Origin of the sequence: Pseudomonas sp. LAM2023, from assembly GCF_016620375.1 — a bacterium.
Classification (GTDB): Bacteria; Pseudomonadota; Gammaproteobacteria; order Pseudomonadales; family Pseudomonadaceae; genus Aquipseudomonas; species Aquipseudomonas anuradhapurensis.
On record NZ_JAENHV010000009.1, the window covers coordinates 605,941 to 625,484 of the forward strand.

The window sequence follows — 19,544 nt, forward strand, 5'->3', positions numbered from 1 at the left end:
ATCCCATCCATCCCCAAGGAGCGCCACATGGAATTGCCAGACTTGAGCCACATCGATATCAGCCAATTGCCCCATTCGTTGCAGGCACTGATCGACTGCATCGGCATCGACAACGCCTACCAGCTCACCTGTGCCTACGGCGGCAGGCCGAAGTACATCCCCAAGCACCGCGAACGCACCAAGCTCGCCGATGTGCTGCCGGCCGACGCGCTTGATGCACTGATCAAGCGCTTTGCCGGGGTCGCCCTGGAGATCCCCAAGGCTGACCACTTCCTGCGCCAGTTGCGCAACCAGCAAATCCAGAAAGAAAGCGCCAGCGGCTTGTCACGCAGCCTGCTGGCCAACAAATACGGCCTCAGCCTGCGCCAGATCGGCAACATTCGTCGCCAGGAAGCGTGCGCTCGCTGAGGCCCCCCCGTGGCCGGTCGCTAACGATCGCTTGTCACACCCAACCAGAAAGAGAGACCAGTCATGATAGATAACAGCCTCATTGGATCCGTGATCAACTCCTTGCCGATGGATCGCATGATTGCCGGCCCGCTGCAAGCGATGGTCCAGGCCCAGGTCACCGCAAGCAAGTCATACGCCGACTTCCTGATGCAAGTCTGCATACAGGACGGCAAGGCGGTCGCCATCCAGTTCGACTACGACGAAACCATCGTCGACGAACAAGGTGAATACAAGGGCGTGGTCAGCAAGACCATGAAAGTGCCGCTGCTGGCGGCCATCACCCACCCGAACATTGCCATCGAAGAAGGCAAGGTCGAATTCGAACTGACCATCCAGCAGTCGGCTGAAGACACTTCCAGCAGCGAAAAGAGCGGCACGATGGCCGCCTCGCTGGGCTGGGGTCCGTTCCGACTGAACATGAAAGGCAGCATCAGCCACAAGTCCACGCAAACCCGCAAGACCGATACCCGCGCCCGCTATGCCTTCAACACCACCATCAAGCGCCAGGAACCACCAGAAGCGCTGATGCGGGTAATCGACTTCCTTACCGACGCCGCCACCAAACCGACCGTCGTCAACTCGGCAAAACTGGAAAGCCCCGAGGCAATCTCGAAGGCCGACACGCTAAATAACAAGGGCATCAGCGCTGGAGCCGGTGCTGGTGCTGGTGCTGGTGCTGGTGCTGGAGCCGCAGCTCCTTGAGCCACAGAAACCCGCACCTCCCCCATCCGTGTGGTGGGGGAACTACCTGCCCAGAGGAGCCAAGTGAGTGAGCAAAGTTCCCGCCCCGATGACTTCCATTGACCTGCGTGAAATTACCCGTGGCCTGCAAGAAGCCGCCAGCGCTACCAATAGCCTTATCGCGCAGCAGTACATCAACCTGTTCGACCAGTTCTTCGATTGCGACACCGAAACCTTGGGCGCGCCCATGAAAGCCAAGATGGTCGAGGTAGCCATGGACGGCCAGCACATCATGCGCGTGCCGCTGTTCGCGCTGGTCTCGCCCAAGGGCCTGGCCCTGGAGCGTATGCAGGTCGACCTGTCGGTCCGGGTCAAAGGCACCGAAGCCCAACAGGCACTGCTGACCGCTGGCGAACACAATGCGGCGAGCTTCAAGGTCACGATCGGTGGCCAGAGCCGTCAAGGCGAAAGCCGTGACCCCGACGAAGTGCAGATCCGCATGCAGTTCCAGGCCAGCGAACCACCTGAAGCACTCAGCCGGCTGATCGAGCAGTACACCAACCTGATCATTCCGGTACGTGCCCCCAGTCCGCCACCCTCGCCCGATACCAACGAGTTCATCGAGGCGGCCACCGTCCGTTGACCGCCGCCCCTTGCGCGGCTCAGAAGTCGCGCTTGTAGAAGATGTCCAGGGAACTGGCCAGCCCACTGGCAGCTTCGAGGTAGACCTTCTTGCTCAGCTTGTAGCGCAACGCAATGGTGTTGGCGGGCTCGAATACCCCTACCCCATAGCGCAGGCTCAGCTTCTCGGTGAGATTGCCGCTGGCGACCACGCTGGTGGTGGTGCCGGAACCTTCCGTGTCCAGCTGGAAATCATCGATCCCCAAACTCGAAGCCAGGCTGCCGGTGATGCCGGCGCTACCGGCCAGGCCCAGGCCCAAAGCCGCCTCGGCAAGCATGTTGCTGTCTTCGCCGGAAGCGCCCAGTGGCCGTCCCAGCACCAGGTATGACAATGCCTGTTCCTGGCTCATGGCCGGCTCCGAGAACACCTTGGTAGTGGGTTGCTCTGCACTGCCGGTGAGGCGGATACCGGCGATCACGTCGTCAACCTTGCGGATTGCTTCGATGTCCAGGTACGGCTGGTCGATCGGCCCGGCAAACAGTAGCCGCGCGCGGCGAATGGTCAGGCGCTGGCCATAGGCACGGTAGCGGCCATCGGCCAGGCTCAGTTCGCCACGGGTATCAAGGTTGTCGCCGATGTGTACATGGCCGAGCAGGTTGGCCTTCAGCCCAAAGCCGCTGAACGACAGCTTTTCGCGCCCCACTTCGACGTCGATGTCCATGGCCATCGCCATGGGCGCTGTGCCCTCCTCGGTCTGGTGGCCGACGATCACCGTGTCATCCGACACTTTGACCGTGGACGGCGGCAGCTCACGCACGGTGATCGTGCCTTTGGGTACCTGAACCTTGCCGGTAACCGCCAGCTTGTCGTCGATCAGGCGCAGGGTGAGGTCCGGGGCGACCTCCAGCGTTGCATAGGGTTCCACGGTAACCGGCAACTGCTGGCCTTGCAGGCGCAGGTCCATGCCCAGTGCCTGGCCCCAGGTGAGGTTGCCACGCAACTGGCCACGCCCCGCCTCGCCACTGCGCCAGTCACCTTCGAGCTGTACCTGCTCACCGGCTATCAACGCCTGCAACGACAGGTTCTCGAAGCTGACCGGCAATTCGGCACCACTGACCTCGCCGCCGCGCAGCATCAGGTTGCCGTTGACCTGCGGCGCCAACAGGGTGCCCGACAGCCGCCCGCTGCCATTGAGCTGCCCGGCCAGGCGCTCGACCATCGGCAGGAACGGCCGCGCCACTGACAGATCGACACCGGCCAGGTGGAAATTCCCTGACAACGGCTTGCTCCTGCCCAGCGGGTCGAGGCGGGTATTGACGTTCAGCTCACCCAGGCGCTGGCCACGGAACACCAGGCGGGTATCGATACGCCGCGGCGCCAGCGTGCTGTCCAGGCGCAGGGCCTGGTAGGGGAAATCGACCCAGCGCTCCTTGTCACGCACGCGCAGGGTACCGCCACTGGCGTCGACGACGATGCTGCCCTTGGGGCCGCTGGCCGGAATATCCAGATTGATGTCGGCGTTGAGCAGGCCCTGCCAGGCGAAGTCTTTCGGTAACCACTGGGCCAGGCTGTCCAGCGGGAACCGCTTGAGGTGGTAGCGCAAGCGTGGCTCGGGGGCCAGGCGCTGATCGTCGCCGCACAGGCTGGCCTGGCCGGAGCGCCAGCAATGGGCGCCGAAGTCCAGCTGGCCGCTGGCCAGCCGCTGCAGGCGCGCCGGTGCCTGCAACTGCCAGTCCTGGCCACCGGCCTGGACCCGCCCGCTGGCCAGGCGCCCACGCCAGTCGCCCTTGTTCAGCTGGCCATCCAGGCCCAGGTCGAGCTTCAGTTGCGGGCCGTCCAGCGCCACGGTCAGGGCTTGCTGGCGAATGTCGCCCTTGCCGTTGGCCTGCAGGTCACCCAATGCCGTGTCACCCAGGTGGATGCCGCTGGCCTTGAGCGCGACCACGCCGCGCTGGGCGTTGTCCAGGCGGGCATCCAGGCCCAGCTGCTGCAGGCGGTTGTCGGCCAGGGCCAACCGTTGGCCTTGCACGGCCAGGGTACCTTGCGGGGCCTGCAAGGTACCGGCGACGTCCAGCCGGCCCTTGACCTGGCCCTGCAGCCTTGGCCACAACTGGCCCAGCCGCGGCAGGTCGAGGTCAATCCGCCCGGCCAGGCGCTGCTGCAGGCTGCCACTGCCATTGATCCGGTTATCACCCAGTTGCACGGCCAAGGCGGCCAGCGTCCAACGCTCCCCTGCCCCTTGGGCGTCGACCTTGAGCACTGCCGGCTGGCCGCGCAGACGGCCCTTCAGGTCAAGCTGAGCCTCCAGGCTCAGCGCATCACCTTTGAGCTCGCCCTTGCTGCGCAGCGGCCCGGCCAAGGCGCCTGGCAGCTCGGCCAGCCAATAAGCTGGGTCGAGCGCCGAAAGCTGCAGGGCAACGTCCCATGCCAGGTGCTCGGCAAAACCCACGGCGACGCTGCCTTCAGCCTTGCCTTGCCCGGCGCTAAGCGCCAACTGCGGCAGCTTGACCTGGCTCAGGTCCCCTTGGAACGGGCTGGCCAGGCTGAACGGCCCGGCCGGGCCGTCCAGGTCGCCATTGAAAGTACCTTGGTAATTGCCATCGCGGTAATGCACCTGGGCACTGAAGCGCTTGAGCGTGACCTGAGGCGGCGTTTCCAGCGGGTACAGGCGCAGCCACGGGAAGTCCTGCCAGTCCAGTTGCGCGTCGCTGACCAGGCCCTGCTGCCAGTCGGCGCTGGCCTGCAGCTTGACGCGCTGGCTGTCGCTGGCGCTCAGGTCCAGAGCATCCAGCCTGGCCCCTTTGCTGTCGACCACGCCAGACAACAGCAAGGCCACTGGCGACTGCTCGGCGGGCAGGCTGGCAGAGCCCGACACCTTGTAACCCGTGAGCAGGTTGCCCTTGGCATCGAGGCTGAGCTGGTTGAACTGCAAGGTGTCGGGTAGCGCACCGGCTGGCTTGAATGCCTCGGAGCGAATCTGCAAGGTTGCCGGCAGATGCTCGGCCAGCGCCTGCAGTTGGCCGTTCAATGTGGCGTCGAGGTAACCGCTGCTGCTACCGGTGAGCGCCAAGGTGCTCTGCAAACCGCCGCTGGCGCTCAACGCCAGCTGCCAGGGCTTGCCGTCTAGCGCAGGCAGCTGCACCTGTGCCTGGAGTTGCACCGGCCAGTCACCCTCGGGCTGCAGGTTACCCTGCAGCTTCAACTGCAGCTCGTCGCGCTGCAGCTGCAGGCTGTCGATGCGCATCCCGCTGCTGGTCCAGTGCGCTGCCAGTTGCACGTCGCCAAGCAGGTCGCTGCCGTCCAGGCGCAACTGGCCAACCTTGACTTCCCCCAACTCGACAGCCACCGGCAAGCGCAAGGCCGGCAACTGCAGCGGGCCGCTCTCGGCCGGCTCGGCACCGGGTGCAAAGGCCATGTCAATGCGTTGTGCCTGCAACTGGCCGATGCACAAGGTGGCTCGCAGCAGGCAGGCAGGCGACCAGGCCAGCAACGCTGCCTGCACTTCGACCTTGCTGTCACCGTCGGCCCAGACCAACTGGCTGGCTTGCCAGCGACCGGCCAGACGGCCCTGGAAGTCAGTCACTTCAAGCCCTGGCACCTGGCCCAGCACCCAGCGGCTGCCAGCCTCGGTCCCCAACAGCAGGCCCACTGCAATGCCCAGGCTCGCAATTACCCCGAGCAGGCCGATAAGCAGATACTTAATTACACGTTTCACAGCTCGGGCCCCATGGAAAAGTGCAGGCGAATGCCGCCGTCGTCATCCAGCGCCCTGGCCAGGTCCAGGCGCAACGGCCCGACCGGCGATACCCAGCGCACACCAAAGCCGACGCCGGTCTTCAGGCTCGGCAGCTCAAGGTCGTTGAACGAGTTGCCCTGGTCGACGAAGGTCGCCAGGCGCCACTTTTCGGTCAGCGAATACTGGTACTCGACGCTGCCGGCTACCAGGTAGCGCCCACCAATGCGGTCGCCGTCGCTGTTTTTAGGCGACAGGGTCTGGTAGTCGTAGCCGCGCACGCTCTGGTCGCCACCGGCGAAAAAGCGTAGTGACGGCGGCACGTTGTTCTTGAAACCATTGGTTGCACTGCCCCCGAACTGCACCCGGCCGAGCAGCCGGTGGTTGTGACCAAGGGTGGTCAGGCCCTTGAGCAGCACGTTGCCATGCAGCAGGTTGGTATCCGAAACCAACCCTTCCTTGGCGGCCTGCACATCGAACTGCAGGCGGTAGCCGTTGTGCGGGTCGATGCGGTTGTCACTGCGCAAGAAGGAAAAGCTCACGCCCGGCATCAGCAGGTTGCTCAACCCGGAATCGTCGCCCAGGCGATACTCCTCGCGCTGGTATTTGAGCGAGATTACCCGCTGCCAGCCGCTGGGCAGCTTGCTGTGCCACTCGGGGCCGACCGTCAGCAGTTTACTGAGCGTATCGGTGCCGGCGATTTCCTCGTTCTGGTAGCCGCCGGCAAAGCGCAGCTTGTCGGTCAGCGGCGGGTCGAGCGGGATGTCGTACCACAGGCCGACGTTCTGCCGAGGGGCCGACAGTTCGGTTTCCCAGCCATAGCTGTGGCCTTGCGGGTTGACCCAGTGGCGGGTCCAGTTGGCCTTGCCACGAGGGCCAACGTCGGTCGAGAAACCCAGGCCCAGGCCCAGGGTGCGCGGTTTGCGTGTCTGCAGGTGGACATCCACCGGGACTTCCTCTCCGACGGCCGCGGTGGGCGCCGCATCCACCCGCACACCTTCGAAGTAGCCGCTCGACTGCAGGTCGTTGTTCAGTTCGGCGACCAGCTCGGAGTCGTAGGGTGTACCTGGCTTGAACGAGACCATGCGCTGCAGCAGGTCATCGTCCAGCGGGGTGTCGCCGCCAAAGGTGACGGCGCCCAGGCGGTAGCGTGGGCCGCTCTGGTAGACCAGTTCGATGTCGGCCACGCCAGCCTGGGGGTCGACCGCCAGGCGCTGGCGGCTGAAGCGCCCACTGAAGAAGCCATAGCGCGACGCCTGGTTTTGGATCAGCCGTTTGGCATCTTCGTAATGGCCATGGTTGAGTTGTTCCCCTGCCCGTAGCGCCTTGCTGTCGGGCACGCGAAAAGCCTTCAGCTCGCTGGCCGGGCCTTCGATGCGCACGGTCACGTTGCGCAGGCGAATCGGCTCGCCCGGGTCGATGCTGATGATCAGTTGCGGGGAACGGTCAGCCGCGCCGGCAGGCTTGACCTCGGTATCGATCTGGGCCTGATAGTAGCCAAGTGCCTGTGCGGCTTTGCGCGCCTGCTCCTGGGCGCCGCGACTGAAACGCAGCAGCGCTTCTTCATCGCGGTCGCCAAGGGTACCGATGTAGCCTTCGACATTGGCCTTGAGCGCTTTGTTGGCCGGTTTTACCTTCACCAGCAACTCGCTCTGGCCCCATGCTGCGAAACTGGCGGCCCAGATAACCAGGCCCCAGGTCAATCTTCCTGAATACGTCATGCGGCGCATGCTACCAGAGCCGCGCGCTCAAGTGAGCCGCTGCGCTGCCCGCTCAGGCGAAAGCAGAATCGGAAGAGACCGGGTTGGGATGAAAGAACACCCTCTCTCGGATTGGCCCTACAGCCACCTCTCCAATTTCTTCATAGCCCTGGCGCTGGTAGAACGCCAGGTAGTGCTCGTTGCCGGTGTCCAGCACCACGCCCTGGGTGCTGGCGTCCGCAGCGCACCAGTCGTGCACGGCTTGCAACAATTGCTCGCCATACTGCTTGCCCTGAAACTGCGGGTGCACCCCCAGCAGCGGCAGTACGTGGACCTTATCGGTGGGCAGGCAGCTGGCCAGGGCCGCCTGGTAGTCCATGTAGCGGCGGGTGCAGCGCAGGCCGGTGCCCAGCATCATGCGCAGGCGCCAGGCCCAGCTGTCGGCCACGCCCAACCGCCGTAGCGGCGGCACGATCAGGGCCAGGGCGATCAGGCGGTCCTCCAGCAGCAGGCCGATGGCCGGCAGTTGCAGGTAGAAGTGCTGGCGCACCCACTCGCGCACCATCACCCGCAGGCGCCGCTCATACCCCGGGCGCTGGGCCTCGAAGATATAGGCGAAGGTCGGTTCGTGGCGATAGGCGTTGTACAACAGTGAACGCGCTTCACGGCTGTAGCCGTCGTCGAGCAGGCAGACACGCGCCGGAGCGGCAGTGGTTTCGGGCATTGCGGGCAAACCTCCTGGAATGGGCAGACAGTGCCTTGGAGGTGCCTCAGCGTGCATCGTTCACCCCCTGCAAAGCACGTTAGCAGCCGCCCCGCGAAGCCGCCATGCTGGTGGTGGCAGGCGATGTCGGCTAGCATCGCGGCTTTTACCGGGATTGTCTTTCCATGAAGATCGTCTGTTTCAACATCAACGGCCTGCGAGCCCGCCCGCACCAGCTGGCGGCGCTGATCGAAAAGCACCAGCCGGACGTGATCGGCCTGCAGGAAACCAAGGTCAGCGACGATCAGTTCCCGCAGGCCGACGTACAGGCACTGGGTTACCACGTGCATTACCACGGCCAGAAAGGCCATTATGGCGTCGCACTGCTGTCGCGCCAGGCGCCGCTGAGCCTGCACAAGGGCTTTGCCACCGATGAGGAAGACGCCCAGCGCCGCTTCATCTGGGGCACCTTCGCCGATGCCGACGGCAACCCGATCACCATCATGAACGGCTACTTTCCCCAAGGCGAGAGCCGCGACCACCCCACCAAGTTCCCGGCCAAGCAGCGCTTCTACGGTGACCTGCAGGCACTGCTCGAAGGCCAGTTCCGCAACGACCAGCCACTGCTGGTGATGGGCGACATGAATATCTCGCCGCAGGACTGCGACATCGGCATCGGCCCGGACAATGCCAAGCGCTGGCTCAAGACCGGCAAATGCAGCTTCCTGCCGGAGGAGCGGGAGTGGCTTGAGCGCCTGAAGGGCTGGGGCCTGGTCGACAGCTTCCGCCACCTGCACCCGGACGTGGCCGACCGCTTCAGCTGGTTCGACTACCGCAGCCGTGGTTTCGAGGACGAACCCAAGCGCGGCCTGCGCATCGACCTGATCATGGCGTCGCAGCACCTGGTGCCACGGCTCAAGGCCGCCGGTGTGGACTACGAGCTGCGCGGGATGGAAAAGCCTTCGGACCATGCGCCGATCTGGCTGGAATTGAGCTGATCGCCGGGGCTGCTGCGCAGCCCCCAAGTGGTTGAACCGAATGCGTCAAGGGCAAGCGAGCGCCGAGCTCGATCTGCTCGTTCACAACCCCAAGCGCAACGCCTCCCCCACCCCAGCGCCGCGCACATCGTCCGCGGCGCTGACCAAGGCAAAGTTGTACGCCCCGTGCGACCAGTACCGCGCCTGCAGCTGGCCATCCACCCGCTGCCCATCCGGCATGCGCCGGTACTGCTCGCCCGGTGAACGCAGGAACAGGCTGATGCGCTGCCCCTTGCCATCCTCGAACACCAGTAGCGCCGCCGGCCCTTGCTCATTGCTGAGCAGGCGCGCGCCCAGCGGTTTGAAACCATACCCTGCCAGGTCCGGCAACTGGCCCACGCGGTTGAAATGCCGGCCCAGCCAGGCGCGCAACTGCGCCGGGTCGCTGGCCTGGATATCCAGCGCCTCGCTGCCGGCAAACAGGCGGTGCGCCTGCACCGCATCGGCCATCGGCAGCATCGCCTGCGCCAGGGTCGCCTCGCGCACCTGCCAACCGCCCAGCCCGCCCACCCCCAGTGCCAGCAACAGCACCGCCGCCGTGGCCCAGTGGCGCTGACGGCGCTGGCGTACTTGCTGCTGCAACCGGTCCAGGTCCAGTTGCGCCGCCGCAGGCAGGTCGGCAAAGCCGGCCAACGCCGCGCGCAAGCGGCGGGCATCGGCACGCCAGCCCTCGACCTTGGCCGCTGCCTGCGGGTTGGCCGCCAGCCAGGCCTGCACTTCGGCGCGGCGCGCAGGCTCCAGGCGCTCATCGACATAAGCGTGCAATTCGTCTTCGCTGGGGATCAGGCGCGTCATTTCAGTCTCCGCAAGGCTGGTGGCTGGTGGTCACCCTCGGTCAGTTGGCGCAAGGCATTGCGTGCGCGCGACAGGCGCGACATCACGGTGCCGATGGGGATGCCAAGCGCCTCGGCGGCCTCCTTGTAGCTCAGGCCTTCGACAGTCACCAGCAGCAGCAAGGCACGCTGCTCCGCCGTCAACCGGGCAAACGCCTGCAGGTCGGCCTGGGCCTGGACGATGGCCTCGAGGTTGTCGCCAACCGGCTCTTCATCACGTTCGCCCCGGCCAAACCAGGACAGCCAGCGTGCATGCAGGCGCTCGCGACGTTTACCGTCGAGAAACAGCCGATAAAGAATGGTGAACAGCCAGGCGCGCAGCGCATCGGCGTCACGCTGTTGACCGCGCCGGCTCAGGGCCCGCTCGACCGTGGCCTGCACCAGGTCATCGGCGCTGCCCGGCTCGCGGGTCAGCCACACGGCAAAGCGGCGCAGGCGGGCAAGCAGTTCGCGCCACTGGTGGTCGTCCAGGTCGTGCATGGCAAGGTCCGGCCTCTGGGTTGGTCAGTGTAGGTAGCAGACGCCCGTGCGCAAATTCTATTCCCCTCGAGGGAATAAGTTTTACCCGACGCCGTCGTACCGGCACCTTCACTGAACCGGACCCTGACCATGAAATCACCCCTGCACGGCCAAGCCCTGGCCCTGCGCCTGGCCGCCATCGGCGCCGTGGTGCTGGCCGCCGGCGCCAGCTTTGCCTATGCCGCCGGCTGGCTCAGCCAACCTCGGCTGACCCCGCAACGGATCATCGACACGTTCGAAGCGCAGGCCGGGCATTACCCGGGCTACCGCAAGAACCACGCCAAGGGCCTGTGCGTCAGTGGCTACTTCCAGGCCAGCGGCCAGGCCGCCAGCCTGTCTACAGCGCGCGCGTTCAGCCAGCAACGGGTGCCGGTGACTGGCCGTTTCGCCATCGGCGGTGCCAACCCGTTCGCCCCGGACACCGGCATACCGGTACGCAGCCTGGCCATCCAGCTCAGCACCGACGACGGCCAGGTCTGGCGTACCGGCATGAACAACCCGCCGGTGCTGGCGGTCAGCACACCGCAGGGGTTTTATGAGCAAGTGCTGGCAAGCGCGCCCGACCCGGCCACCGGCAAACCGGACCCAGGCAAACTGCAGGCGTTCTTCGCCGCCCATCCGGAAAGTGCAGCATTTCGCCAATGGGCGGCCAGCTACAAGCCAAGCAACAGCTTTGCCAGCACGCAGTACCACAGCATCAATGCCTTCCGCCTGATCGACAGCGCCGGCACCGCCCACCCGGTACGCTGGCAACTTGAGCCGCACAGCGCGTTTGCCGCGTTGCCTGCCCAGGTCGATGACAAGCAGTACCTGCAACACGACCTGCAGCAGCGCCTGGCCCAGGGCCCATTGCGCTGGACCCTGCGCCTGGTCCTGGCCGACCCGGGCGATGCGCTGGACGACCCTGCCCGCCCCTGGCCCGCCGAACGGCGCAGCGTGGATGCCGGCACCCTGGTACTGGAACAGGTCGATGCCCCCGAACAAGGTGCCTGCCGTGACCTCAACTTCGACCCGCTGATCCTGCCCACAGGTATAGAAGCGTCCAACGACCCGATCCTCGCCGCTCGCTCCTCTGCCTATTCGGAATCCTTCAACCGCCGCAGCCGTGAATCGCTCAGCACTGGAGCCCAGCCATGAGACCCGAAGCCTTCCACCCGCTCGCCCGCCTGTTGCATTGGTTGATGGCGCTACTGATCCTGGCCATGTTGTTCATCGGTGTGAGCATGGTCGTGGACCTGTCGCCACGCCATACCGTGCTGCTCAGCCTGCACAAGGCCACCGGCCTGGCCCTGCTGCTGCTGGTCGTGCTGCGCATCGCGGTACGCCTGGGCGTGCCTCACCCGCCGTTGCCGCACGATCTGCCGGCGCCACAGCGCTGGGCCGCCGCGGCTTCGCATGTGCTGCTCTATGGCCTGATGCTGGGCATGCCACTGTTGGGCTGGGCCATGCTGTCTGCAGGTGGTTACCCACCCCCGCTGGGTTTGCCGGCAATCGCCCCACACGACCTGCAGCTGTATGCCGTGCTGCGCCAGGCCCACGGCTGGGCCGGCTACCTGCTGTTTGCCGCCGTGCTGGTGCACGTGGCCGCAGCATTGATGCATGCGTGGGTGCGCCGTGACGGCGTGTTGCGTAGCATGTGGCCAGGCCCCCTGCGCCGCAACCCGTGACCGCCAGCAGACAGGGCCTTCGACAATCGATGATAATGCCCGCCCACTCGGCTTACTGTTTGCCGTACTGCCCTGGACTGCCTGATGAACCTCGCAAAGGACCCTGCCACTCTGCTGCCTGCCAGCACGCTGGATTTACGCCCGCTGTTGCTGGCCAACATGGCCTGCACCTTGTCGATGATGGCTTTTGTCGCGCTGATCGGCCCGCTTGCCCGCCAGCTTGGCATGGCTACCTGGCAAGCCGGTGCCGCAGTGACCGTGGCGGGTGTGGTCTGGGTGCTGCTGGCACGCCCTTGGGGGCGCGCGGCGGACTGCCTCGGCCGCCGACGTGTGCTGCTGCTGGGCAGTGCCGGCTTCACCCTGGGGTACTGGCTGTTGTGCCTGTTCGTCGAAGGCGCTCTGCGCTGGCTGCCTGGAGCGACCCTGGCGTTCATCGGCCTGACCGTGGCACGCGCTTGCATCGGCGCCTTCTATGCCGCCATCCCGGTGGGCTGCAACGCGCTGATCGCCGACCATGTCGAACCCCAACGCCGGGCCCGCGCCATGGCCGCGCTGGGCGCTGCCAATGCCGTCGGCCTGGTGGTCGGGCCAGCGCTGGCAGCGCTGCTGGCACGGCATAGCCTGAGCCTGCCGTTCCACCTCCTGTCGCTGTTGCCGGCCATTGCCTTTCTGCTTCTGCTGTTGCGCCTCAAACCGCAGGCGCTGGCGCAGCGCCATGCCCCCAGCCCGGTGCGGCTGACCGACCCGCGCCTGCGCCGGCCGCTGCTGGTGGCATTCTGCGCCATGCTCAGTGTCACGGTATCGCAGATCATCGTTGGTTTCTTCGCCCTCGACCGCCTGCACCTGGGCCCGACCGAAGCCGCCCAGGCTGCCGGGATTGCCCTGACCACGGTGGGCGTGGCGCTGATCCTGGCACAGGTGTTGTTGCGCCAGCTGGAATGGCCGCCGCTGAAAATGATCCGGGTCGGTGCCACGCTGTCGGCCCTGGGCTTTGCCTGCGGCGCGCTGGCAACCACCGCGCCGTGGCTGTGGGCCTGCTACTTTGTCGCGGCAGCGGGCATGGGCTTCGTGTTCCCGGCATTTTCCGCGCTGGCGGCAAACGCCATGCACGCCTCGGAACAAGGCGCCACAGCCGGTTCCATCGGCGCGGCGCAGGGCATGGGCGCGGTGGTCGGGCCGCTGGCAGGCACCCTGGTGTATGCGCTGGATCCACGCTTGCCGTTCCTCGCCGTTGCGGCCCTGTTGCTATTGGTCGGGCTGTGGCCGATGCCCCGCGAACAAAGGGCCTGACAAGCACAGCGCGCAAGCGAGCAGAGTGTGTTTTAATGCGCATCGCTCATTATTTTTGACACCTCTTGATAACAAGGCGGCTATGGACACGGGGACGCGACTCAAACTGGTGCGTGAACGCAACAACCTCTCCCAACGGGAACTGGCCCGCCGCAGCGGGCTGACCAATTCGACGATCTCGCAGATCGAACAGAATCGCGTCAGCCCTTCGGTCAGCTCCCTGAAAAAACTGCTCGAAGGCATTCCCATGAGCCTGGCGGAGTTCTTCAGCTTCGACGAACCGGTGCGCGAAGAACGCTACGTATTCCGTGCTGGCGAACAGCCAGACCTGGGGCGCAACGGCCTGCGCATGCTGCTGGTCGGTGCCAGTGTCGAAGGCCGGCAGATGCGTATGCTGCGCGAGCTGTATGCACCGGGCGCTGACTCGGGCGAGCCGATCGTGCATGCCGAGGGTGAAGAGTGTGGCCTGGTCACCCGCGGCACTGTCGAGTTGTGGGTCGATGGGCAGGTCAGCGTGCTCAACTCGGGCGATGGCTACTACATTCCCACCACCTTGCCGCACAGTTTCAAGAATATCGGCCCGGACGAGGCCGAGATCATCAGCGCCAACACCCCGGCGAATTTCTGACCTTGCTGAACAGGCCCTGAATGAAGCGGATCACTATGCTGCTGGGGCTGATGCTGGGGCTGGCCCAGCCTGCGCTGGCCGGCCAGGCTTGCCCGCCCGGGCAGTATCAGGTCTGCCTGATGGGCTGCTTCTGCGCCCCAATCGACCCCGGCCAGGCCGGGCAGATCCTCAAGGATGTGGAGAGCGTGGCCTCGTCCAGCCTGACCTACGCCTTGCAGCAAGCCCGTGACGAGGCCACCGCCAACGGCGTGCAACCGATCCCGTTGCACATCCGCGCGCAGCTCGAACCCTGGTATGACTTTGCCGTGCTCGACGCGGCGCGCTACCGGGTAGGTGACGAGCAGCAAATGAGCGCGGCCAATGCGCTGCTGCAGAACCCTGACGTGAACGCCGTGACGCTGATCGACACGATCATCTTCCGCCGCCCCTCCGATGCCGAGGACAACGTGGCCTTGTGGGCACACGAGCTCAAACATGTGCAGCAGTATCAGCAGCTGGGTGTGGAAGAGTTCGCCCGGCGCTACACGCGCAACTACGACGACCTGGAAGCGCCGGCCTACAAGACCGAGGCTGAAGTGCGCAAGGCGCTGCGCGAGCGTGGTTCAGGGCAGGCCCGGTAAGCCAGCTGCCACCAGGATAGCCCATGATGGGATCGATGCGCTCGAGGTGGGGGCTGGCTTACCGGCGACAGGCCCTGTCAGGATGTCGCCGAAGCCTCTCCAGCCGCCTGCTCGCGGCTGGCATAACGTTGCGCCAGCACCGCACAGACCATCAGCTGGATTTGGTGGAACAGCATCAGCGGCAAGATCATCGCGCCGATGCCACTGCCAACGAACAGCACCTGGGCCATCGGTACCCCGGTGGCCAGGCTTTTCTTCGAGCCGGCGAACAGGATGGTGATGCGGTCCTCCAGGGCAAAGCCCAGCAGCTTGCCCAACTGGCGGGTACCAAACAGCACCACCGCCAGCAGGATCGCGCATACGGCAAACAATCCGGCCAAGTGCTGCGGCGATACCGTGTGCCACAAGCCGGTGACCACCGCCTCGCTGAAGGCGGTATACACCACCAGCAGGATCGAGCCCTGGTCCACTACCTTCAACCAGCGTGCATTGCGCTTGACCCAGGCGCCGATCCAGCGCCGCGCGAGCTGCCCGGCCACGAACGGCACCAGCAGCTGCAGGGTGATCTTCAGCACCGCATCCAGGCCTGAGCCGGTATCACCGCTGGCGCCCAGCAGCAGCATGACCAGCAAGGGCGTGAGGAAGATGCCCAGCAGGCTCGATGCCGCCGCGCTGCAGATGGCTGCCGGCACGTTACCGCGTGCCAGCGAAGTGAAGGCAATGGCTGACTGCACGGTGGCCGGCAAGGCACACAGGTACAAGACGCCCAGGTACAGCTCGTTGCCCACCAGCGGTACGAACAGCGGCTTGAACGCCAGGCCCAGCAGCGGGAACAGCACGAAGGTGCAGGCGAACACCAGCCCATGCAGGCGCCAGTGCCCGGCACCGGCGATGATCGCCTCGCGCGACAGTTTGGCCCCATGCAGGAAGAACAGCAGGCCGATGGCCAGGTTGGTCAGCCAGCCGAAATACACCGCGCCGTCGCCCGAGCAGGGCAGCACGGTGGCAATCAGGACCACCCCGAGCAACGCCAGGGTGAAGTTGTCGAACAGCATGCGCAAATACTTCATTACCGTTTCCGTCTTGTCATTGGGCAAGGGCAGACGATAAGGTCTTCGGCTTTTCACCGCTAACGCCGGAACCCCCACCGGTATCGCTCAACGGACACTTCCCGCAAAGGACCCGCCCATGCCCTTCCCCCGCCTGGCCGCAGTTGCAGCCGCCCTCACCCTCGCTCTAGGCCACAGCGCCGCCGAAGCCGATGACCAGCTGCAGGCCAAGGTCGACCGGATCATCCGTCCGCTGATGCAGGAACAAGGCATTTCCGGGATGGCCGTGGCGCTCTATGCCCGCGACCACGCGCACTATTTCAACTACGGCGTGGCGAGCAAGGACGACCCTGTACCGGTCAGCCGCGACACGCTGTTTGAAATCGGTTCGCTGAGCAAGACCTACACCGCTACCCTGGCCGCACTGGCCAGTGCCGAGGGCAAACTGGACCTCGGCGCCCCGGCCAAGCGCTATCACCCTGCGCTGGCCGGGGCGCCTCTCGGCGAGGCAAGCGTGCTGGACCTGGGCACCTATAGCGCCGACTGCCTGCCGTTGCAGTTCCCGGACACGGTGCAGACCGCACAGCAGGTAGTCGATTTCTTCCGTCACTGGCAGCCCCGGGCCAAAGCGGGCACCCAGCGCTGCTATTCCAACCCCAGCCTGGGGCTGTTCGGCGACCTGGCCGCTCGCGCCCAGCATCAACCGTTCTCGGCCCTGATGAGTGAAGGCCTGCTGGCGAAAATGGGCCTGCAGAACACCTACCTGCAGGTCCCGGCCGATGCCCAGGGGCTGTATGCCCAAGGCTACGACGCCAGCGACAGGCCGGTACGGGTCGGCCCCGGTCCCTACGCAGATGAGGCGTACGGCATCAAGACCAGCGCCAGCGACCTGTTGCGCTATGTGCGCCTCTACATGCAACCGGAAGGCCTGCCCCCTGCTCTGCTGCAGGCCACAACCATTACCCGACAGGGCTACTTCCAGGTTGGCGCCATGACCCAGGGCCTGGGTTGGGAGCGTTACCCGTATCCGGTCACGCTGGCTACCCTGGTCGACGGCAACAGCCCGCGACTCATTCGCGAACCGCAGGCAGCCACACGCTTGCAACCTGCCCTGCCCGCGTTGTCGGCGGCCTGGTACAACAAGACCGGCTCGACCAATGGTTTCGGTGCCTACGCCGCGTTCGTGCCCTCCGAGCAACTGGCGATCGTGTTACTGGCCAACCGCAACTACCCCAACGAAGCCCGCGTACGCGCCGCCTTCGAGATCCTTTCAGGACTGTAGCGGCGGCAGCAATTGTCGAACAAAACGACACGATGTAGTGAGAAAAAATATTCACTACAAAATGGTTGACGCCGTTCATCGCCCTTGGGCATGATGAAGCCGTCTCTCTGATCGGGAGCGGTGGCAAGGGTGTTCCAGACGGCCTGCGCGGTAACGCAGGCCGTCCGTGGAGAGGGAAACTGTCCAAAAGGCAGCGTGAGAAAGCCCCTGTTGCGATGCTGCTGTAGCAGCCTTGGTAGTGCGCTACACCGTGGTAGCGCCAACTGTGAAAATCACTACGACTGGGTAATGGGGGCTTTATGATGAACTTGAACAACAATCCGACTATCGACCAATTGGCCCAGCTGTTCGCCATGCGCAAGGACAGCCTTGACGACCACCTGCTGTGGGTCAGCCAAACCGGTGAAGTGCGCCTCGACCGCCTGCCACCGAATACCGTCGAAGATGAATTCGAAGAGCACCTGCCGAGCATGCGTGCCCGCTTCAAGGTCTACCGCCGTGGGCAGGGCTACGTCGGCAAGAAGGCCGCCGCTGACACCGAGTTCGTCGGCCGCGTCCTGCAGACCCTGCAACAAGAATGGCCCGCTGTTCGCGAACAGCAGGCCGTCAAGGTGATCGATTCGATCAATTGAGGATCCGCCTCCTTGAACAAGCCCGGCCCGCAAAGGCCGGGCTTTTTCATGCCTGGCGCCGACGGTGGCGGGCTTCCGGCAAAGGCAAGGCCCCGGTGGCCATCGCCCGCGCACGGTCGACACCCCAGACCAGGGCGCGGGTCATGGTCTCGCCAGGCCGCGCGGGGTAATACTCCTCCAGCAGTGCCCGACCGTCCCCGGCATACAACCCCAGGAACAACTGGGTCGCCCCCAGCCGTGACAGGCGCACCTGCACGTCCAGCGTGGTACCGTCACTGAGCGCTTCATCATGGCTGCGGCTATGCAATTGGGCGTCAGCCCACCGCCAATAAGTCTCTTCCCTGACTCGCATGAGCATTCAATCCTCCGTTGCGCAATGCGGCGTCAGGAAATCACAGTCTTGGCCATCCGGCGAGTGCTACCCGGCAATGCCATGAGGCGGATCAACGAATAGCAACAAAAACCCCGCCGTTCGGCGGGGTCTTGTTGGGGCGGGTCACTTCTTCAGTGGCACCCGCGGCATGAAGCGGCCTTTTTTGCTGCGCTGCAGGTGGGCGGGTTGGAGCTGTTCGGAATCATCCAGCGTCATGTGGGCGAAACCCAGGCGGAATGCCGCCTGGCCGCAACGCACCTGGCTGTTGATCGGGAACGCGTCGTTCAGGTCTTCGAAAAAGGATTCGCTCATGCCCTGTCTCCCTCCAGTGGCGGACGCGCCGGCAACCAGAAGGGTTGCCCAGGTAAACGCGACCAGTGGAAATGAGACTAGCTGGTCATTTGCGGACCGCCCAGACTGAAATGCCGGGCCCGACCAGCGGCTGAACGCGCTACTTCAGGCGCACCGCCGTGCCGGTGGCAAATACCACGACCATGCCGCCCTGTACCGATGGCATGCTGATCTCGAAATCCACCCCCACTACAGCATCGGCTTGCAACTGGCGTGCCCGCGCTTTCAATTCTTCGGTGGCCTGCTCCCGCGCCTCGCGCAGTGCGCTTTCCAGGGTTTGCGAGCGGCCGCCGAAGAAGTCGCGGAAACGTGCAAAGAAATCGCGCACGAAGTTGATACCCTGCACCGATTCGGAGCTGACCACGCCCAGATAGTCGGCAATCGGGCGGCCTTCAAGCTGGCTGGTGGTGGAAATGATCATGGGTGCACTCCATTGGCCTGGCAAAAGAGGCCGATTCTACCAGAGTGCAGCACCGCCGATTCATGCGCTGACCGCGCGCAAGCGCTGGCCGATGCGCGCACCGAACACGTTTACCAGCAACCCTGCCATCACCAGCAAGGCACCCCAACCCTGCGTTACCGTCAGACGCTCGCCCAGCAACAGCGCCGATGAACTCAAGCCGATCACCGGCACCAGCAGCGAGAACGGTGCCACTTTGCCAGCTGGATGACGCGACAGCAGCTTGCTCCACAGGCTGTAGCCCAGCATGGTGGCGACGAACGCCAGGTAGGCCAGGGCCAGCACCGAACTCCAACCGATGTTGGCCAAGGCATGACCAATGCGCTCAGGCCCTTCCAGCCACCAGGACAATACCAGGAACGGCAGCGGCGGAATCAGCCCGCCCCAGATCACCAGCGCCACCAGGTCAACCGAGCCAAAGCGGCGGGTAATGATGTTGCCCAGGCCCCACATGGCGCCGCCGCACAGGGTCAGCACCAGCGCCAGCATCGGTACATGGCCACCGTCTTCGCTGCCGATGAGGGCCAGGCCGCTGGCGGCCACCAATAGCCCGAGCACGCTCGCCAGGCGCAGCCGCTCGCCCAGGAACAGGGCAGCAAAACCCAGCGTGAAGAACGCCTGTGATTGCAGGATCAGCGAAGCCAGCCCTGGTGGCATGCCGCTGTACATGGCCTGGAACAGGAAGGCGAACTGGCCCAGGGAAATGGTCGCACCGTAGGCGATCAGCCAGCGCCAGGGCAACCTGGGCCGCCTGACCAACAGGATGGCCGGAAACGCCACCAGCAAGAAGCGCAATGCCCCCAGCAACATCGGCGGCAAGCCATCGAGGCCAACCTTGATGACCACGAAGTTGACTCCCCAGGCGACGATCACCACCAGGGCGATCAGCAGGTCCTTGAGCGGCATTGCAGCAT

General features: G+C 65.0%; 21 protein-coding genes. 11 read left to right on the top strand and 10 right to left on the bottom strand.

Annotated elements, in window-relative coordinates; translation table 11 throughout:
- Window positions 1–27: 27 nt before the first annotated feature.
- The 3 genes from JKP78_RS02775 (at window position 28) to JKP78_RS02785 (ending at window position 1,774) form a co-directional block, all read left to right on the top strand.
- Window positions 28–408, top strand: coding sequence for a Mor transcription activator family protein (locus JKP78_RS02775; RefSeq protein WP_186684933.1), 381 nt, complete (start codon window positions 28–30; stop codon window positions 406–408).
- 63 nt (window positions 409–471) lie between these two features.
- Entirely contained in the window at window positions 472–1,152 is a 681-nt protein-coding gene (locus JKP78_RS02780; RefSeq protein ID WP_200626020.1) for a DUF2589 domain-containing protein, read from the top strand.
- Window positions 1,153–1,219: 67 nt separating this feature from the next.
- Window positions 1,220–1,774, top strand: a complete 555-nt coding sequence (locus tag JKP78_RS02785; RefSeq protein WP_200626021.1) for a DUF2589 domain-containing protein — start codon at window positions 1,220–1,222, stop codon at window positions 1,772–1,774.
- A 19-nt stretch (window positions 1,775–1,793) separates the two neighbouring features.
- Here the strand turns inward: JKP78_RS02785 and JKP78_RS02790 are convergent, their stop codons facing one another.
- From JKP78_RS02790 to JKP78_RS02800, 3 genes are read right to left on the bottom strand one after another with little or no spacing between them, the layout of a single operon-like run.
- Window positions 1,794–5,468, bottom strand: a complete 3,675-nt coding sequence (locus tag JKP78_RS02790) for a translocation/assembly module TamB domain-containing protein (protein ID WP_186684930.1) — start codon at window positions 5,466–5,468, stop codon at window positions 1,794–1,796.
- Window positions 5,465–7,207: an autotransporter assembly complex protein TamA gene (locus JKP78_RS02795; RefSeq protein ID WP_200626022.1), complete on the bottom strand. Its 1,743-nt coding sequence runs from the start codon at window positions 7,205–7,207 to the stop codon at window positions 5,465–5,467. Before JKP78_RS02795 ends, JKP78_RS02790 begins: the two co-directional genes overlap by 4 nt.
- A gap of 52 nt (window positions 7,208–7,259) precedes the next feature.
- Window positions 7,260–7,910 (bottom strand): GNAT family N-acetyltransferase, encoded by a 651-nt coding sequence (locus JKP78_RS02800; protein WP_170029684.1) that lies wholly within the window; start codon window positions 7,908–7,910, stop codon window positions 7,260–7,262.
- Between the two features lie 164 nt (window positions 7,911–8,074).
- Here JKP78_RS02800 and xthA point away from each other — a divergent pair, with 164 nt between their 5' ends.
- Window positions 8,075–8,887 carry an exodeoxyribonuclease III gene (gene xthA / locus JKP78_RS02805; protein WP_186684928.1) on the top strand — a complete coding sequence of 271 codons (813 nt, stop codon included), beginning with the start codon at window positions 8,075–8,077 and terminating at the stop codon, window positions 8,885–8,887.
- Window positions 8,888–8,968: 81 nt separating this feature from the next.
- Here xthA and JKP78_RS02810 read toward each other — a convergent pair whose 3' ends face one another.
- Window positions 8,969–9,721 carry an anti-sigma factor family protein gene (locus JKP78_RS02810; RefSeq protein WP_186684926.1) on the bottom strand — a complete coding sequence of 251 codons (753 nt, stop codon included), beginning with the start codon at window positions 9,719–9,721 and terminating at the stop codon, window positions 8,969–8,971.
- Window positions 9,718–10,239 (bottom strand): sigma-70 family RNA polymerase sigma factor, encoded by a 522-nt coding sequence (locus tag JKP78_RS02815; RefSeq protein WP_200626023.1) that lies wholly within the window; start codon window positions 10,237–10,239, stop codon window positions 9,718–9,720. Before JKP78_RS02815 ends, JKP78_RS02810 begins: the two co-directional genes overlap by 4 nt.
- A 123-nt stretch (window positions 10,240–10,362) precedes the next feature.
- Here JKP78_RS02815 and JKP78_RS02820 point away from each other — a divergent pair, with 123 nt between their 5' ends.
- The 5 genes from JKP78_RS02820 to JKP78_RS02840 all read left to right on the top strand — a co-directional run bounded on the left by JKP78_RS02820 (window position 10,363) and on the right by JKP78_RS02840 (window position 14,483).
- Window positions 10,363–11,415 carry a catalase family peroxidase gene (locus JKP78_RS02820; RefSeq protein WP_200626157.1) on the top strand — a complete coding sequence of 351 codons (1,053 nt, stop codon included), beginning with the start codon at window positions 10,363–10,365 and terminating at the stop codon, window positions 11,413–11,415.
- Window positions 11,412–11,945, top strand: a complete 534-nt coding sequence (locus JKP78_RS02825; RefSeq protein ID WP_186684923.1) for a cytochrome b — start codon at window positions 11,412–11,414, stop codon at window positions 11,943–11,945. Before JKP78_RS02820 ends, JKP78_RS02825 begins: the two co-directional genes overlap by 4 nt.
- 84 nt (window positions 11,946–12,029) lie before the next feature.
- Window positions 12,030–13,235: an MFS transporter gene (locus JKP78_RS02830; RefSeq protein WP_186684922.1), complete on the top strand. Its 1,206-nt coding sequence runs from the start codon at window positions 12,030–12,032 to the stop codon at window positions 13,233–13,235.
- Between the two features lie 82 nt (window positions 13,236–13,317).
- The gene (locus tag JKP78_RS02835) at window positions 13,318–13,863 is read left to right on the top strand and encodes a cupin domain-containing protein (protein ID WP_087500627.1); all 546 of its coding nucleotides are present in this window, start codon (window positions 13,318–13,320) and stop codon (window positions 13,861–13,863) included.
- 20 nt (window positions 13,864–13,883) lie between these two features.
- The gene (locus JKP78_RS02840) at window positions 13,884–14,483 is read left to right on the top strand and encodes an eCIS core domain-containing protein (protein ID WP_186684921.1); all 600 of its coding nucleotides are present in this window, start codon (window positions 13,884–13,886) and stop codon (window positions 14,481–14,483) included.
- Window positions 14,484–14,560: 77 nt separating this feature from the next.
- Here JKP78_RS02840 and JKP78_RS02845 read toward each other — a convergent pair whose 3' ends face one another.
- Complete coding sequence (locus JKP78_RS02845; protein WP_200626024.1) at window positions 14,561–15,553, bottom strand: bile acid:sodium symporter family protein; 993 nt, start codon at window positions 15,551–15,553, stop codon at window positions 14,561–14,563.
- 118 nt (window positions 15,554–15,671) lie between these two features.
- Here JKP78_RS02845 and ampC point away from each other — a divergent pair, with 118 nt between their 5' ends.
- A complete protein-coding gene (ampC, locus tag JKP78_RS02850; RefSeq protein ID WP_186684918.1) occupies window positions 15,672–16,814 on the top strand; it encodes a class C beta-lactamase in 1,143 nt (380 codons plus the stop codon).
- 299 nt (window positions 16,815–17,113) lie between these two features.
- Window positions 17,114–17,446 (top strand): hypothetical protein, encoded by a 333-nt coding sequence (locus JKP78_RS02855; RefSeq protein ID WP_186684916.1) that lies wholly within the window; start codon window positions 17,114–17,116, stop codon window positions 17,444–17,446.
- A gap of 46 nt (window positions 17,447–17,492) precedes the next feature.
- Here the strand turns inward: JKP78_RS02855 and JKP78_RS02860 are convergent, their stop codons facing one another.
- The 4 genes from JKP78_RS02860 to JKP78_RS02875 all read right to left on the bottom strand — a co-directional run bounded on the left by JKP78_RS02860 (window position 17,493) and on the right by JKP78_RS02875 (window position 19,536).
- Window positions 17,493–17,804, bottom strand: a complete 312-nt coding sequence (locus tag JKP78_RS02860) for a hypothetical protein (protein ID WP_186684915.1) — start codon at window positions 17,802–17,804, stop codon at window positions 17,493–17,495.
- 138 nt (window positions 17,805–17,942) lie between these two features.
- On the bottom strand, window positions 17,943–18,131 hold the full coding sequence (locus tag JKP78_RS02865; protein ID WP_003253897.1) for a hypothetical protein: 189 nt from the start codon (window positions 18,129–18,131) through the stop codon (window positions 17,943–17,945).
- Window positions 18,132–18,270: 139 nt separating this feature from the next.
- Window positions 18,271–18,591 (bottom strand): YbjQ family protein, encoded by a 321-nt coding sequence (locus JKP78_RS02870; RefSeq protein ID WP_119713840.1) that lies wholly within the window; start codon window positions 18,589–18,591, stop codon window positions 18,271–18,273.
- Between the two features lie 60 nt (window positions 18,592–18,651).
- Window positions 18,652–19,536: an EamA family transporter gene (locus tag JKP78_RS02875; RefSeq protein ID WP_186684914.1), complete on the bottom strand. Its 885-nt coding sequence runs from the start codon at window positions 19,534–19,536 to the stop codon at window positions 18,652–18,654.
- Between the last annotated feature and the right edge of the window lie 8 nt (window positions 19,537–19,544).

Coding starts and splice junctions, on each gene's coding strand:
- JKP78_RS02775 (WP_186684933.1), top strand. CDS start 28: ATGGAATTGCCAGACTTGAGCCACATCGATATCAGCCAATTGCCCCAT.
- JKP78_RS02780 (WP_200626020.1), top strand. CDS start 472: ATGATAGATAACAGCCTCATTGGATCCGTGATCAACTCCTTGCCGATG.
- JKP78_RS02795 (WP_200626022.1), bottom strand. CDS start 7,207: ATGACGTATTCAGGAAGATTGACCTGGGGCCTGGTTATCTGGGCCGCC.
- JKP78_RS02800 (WP_170029684.1), bottom strand. CDS start 7,910: ATGCCCGAAACCACTGCCGCTCCGGCGCGTGTCTGCCTGCTCGACGAC.
- xthA (WP_186684928.1), top strand. CDS start 8,075: ATGAAGATCGTCTGTTTCAACATCAACGGCCTGCGAGCCCGCCCGCAC.
- JKP78_RS02810 (WP_186684926.1), bottom strand. CDS start 9,721: ATGACGCGCCTGATCCCCAGCGAAGACGAATTGCACGCTTATGTCGAT.
- JKP78_RS02815 (WP_200626023.1), bottom strand. CDS start 10,239: ATGCACGACCTGGACGACCACCAGTGGCGCGAACTGCTTGCCCGCCTG.
- JKP78_RS02825 (WP_186684923.1), top strand. CDS start 11,412: ATGAGACCCGAAGCCTTCCACCCGCTCGCCCGCCTGTTGCATTGGTTG.
- JKP78_RS02830 (WP_186684922.1), top strand. CDS start 12,030: ATGAACCTCGCAAAGGACCCTGCCACTCTGCTGCCTGCCAGCACGCTG.
- JKP78_RS02835 (WP_087500627.1), top strand. CDS start 13,318: ATGGACACGGGGACGCGACTCAAACTGGTGCGTGAACGCAACAACCTC.
- JKP78_RS02840 (WP_186684921.1), top strand. CDS start 13,884: ATGAAGCGGATCACTATGCTGCTGGGGCTGATGCTGGGGCTGGCCCAG.
- JKP78_RS02845 (WP_200626024.1), bottom strand. CDS start 15,553: ATGAAGTATTTGCGCATGCTGTTCGACAACTTCACCCTGGCGTTGCTC.
- ampC (WP_186684918.1), top strand. CDS start 15,672: ATGCCCTTCCCCCGCCTGGCCGCAGTTGCAGCCGCCCTCACCCTCGCT.
- JKP78_RS02855 (WP_186684916.1), top strand. CDS start 17,114: ATGATGAACTTGAACAACAATCCGACTATCGACCAATTGGCCCAGCTG.
- JKP78_RS02860 (WP_186684915.1), bottom strand. CDS start 17,804: ATGCTCATGCGAGTCAGGGAAGAGACTTATTGGCGGTGGGCTGACGCC.
- JKP78_RS02865 (WP_003253897.1), bottom strand. CDS start 18,131: ATGAGCGAATCCTTTTTCGAAGACCTGAACGACGCGTTCCCGATCAAC.
- JKP78_RS02870 (WP_119713840.1), bottom strand. CDS start 18,591: ATGATCATTTCCACCACCAGCCAGCTTGAAGGCCGCCCGATTGCCGAC.
- JKP78_RS02875 (WP_186684914.1), bottom strand. CDS start 19,536: ATGCCGCTCAAGGACCTGCTGATCGCCCTGGTGGTGATCGTCGCCTGG.